This window comes from Cupriavidus cauae (genome assembly GCF_008632125.1).
Lineage (GTDB): Bacteria > Pseudomonadota > Gammaproteobacteria > Burkholderiales > Burkholderiaceae > Cupriavidus > Cupriavidus cauae.
Genome location: NZ_VWRN01000007.1, coordinates 1 through 1,167, shown reverse-complemented (window position 1 = coordinate 1,167; position 1,167 = coordinate 1). Strand labels below are relative to the sequence as shown.

The window sequence follows — 1,167 nt, the reverse complement described above, 5'->3', positions numbered from 1 at the left end:
TGGCTCGCGCGGCATGCCGGCCGCGAGGCGCTCGGCGCGCAATGGCCGCGCTGGGAGGCGCTGTTCGCGCAGGCCGACGATTGGCACGGCCGGCACGTCGCCGCCACGCAGGAGGTCGCGCTATTGGCCGATCGGCTGGCCACGGCCCGGCGCGACCAGTCCGAGGCACAGGCGCGGCTCGCCTCCGCCGCCGAGTCGCTGCAAGGCGCACAGCGGCAGGTCGCGACGGCGCAGCAGGCGCTGGCCGGCCATGATCGCGATGCCATCGCGGCGCGCGCCGTCGAATTGCAGCGGCATCGCGACGCGCTGCAGCAGGCCGCGGCGCGCTGGCGCGAACGGCTTGCGGCCGAAGCGCGGATGGCCGAGCTGATCCAGCAGCGCGAGACGCTGCAGGCGCAACGGCAGCAGTGCCAGCAAGACATCGATGCGGCCCGCGCCGCGCGGCCTGCCGCGCAGCAGGCCGCCACGCAGGCGGAACGCTCCTGGCAACGCGCGCTCGCGGCGTGCCAGCAGAGCGTCGAGCAATTGCGCGAGACGCTGGAGCCGGGCGAACCCTGCCCGGTGTGCGGCGCCAGCGAACACCCGTACGCGCATGACGACTCGCCGCTGCGCGCGGCGCTGCAGGCCACGCTGGGCGCGCTCGAGGGCGAGTACCGCCGTTGCCAGCAGGCGCTGGCCCGGATCGACGCCGACGAACGCAGCGCCGCCACGCTGGCGCACAGCCACGACGAAGCGCTGGCGCAGCTCGACACGCGCCTGGCCGCCGCACGGCAGCAGCGCGACCGCGCCGAACGCGAGTGGCAAGCCGATGCGCTGGCCGCGCAGCTCCCGCAGCGCGTGGACGTGGGGCAGGTGCCGCGGACCGGGCAAGCCGTGCAGGCCGGGCAGGCCGGGCAAGCCGGGCAAGTCGCGCAGGCCGGGCAGGCCGGGCAGGCCGTGCAAGCCTGGCGGGCCCAGGCCGTGCAGGCCGGGCACACTGCGCAGGTCGAGACCGTCGATGCCGACCAGCGCGCCGACTGGTTCGCGCGGCAATTGGCCGACGCCGACGCGCAGCTGCGCAGCGCGGCCGAACTCGACGCGGACCTGCGCGCGCTCGACAAGCAGCTGCAGGCCGCGCGCGTGCGCCTGGACGCCGCGCAGGCCGAGCAGATGGCGGCCGACAGCGCG

The 1,167-nt window shown here is 76.4% G+C and carries 1 pseudogene; it reads left to right on the top strand.

Annotated features, from left to right (window positions below):
• Window positions 1-1,167 (top strand): annotated as a pseudogene (locus F1599_RS25720) (hypothetical protein); the annotation flags it as partial.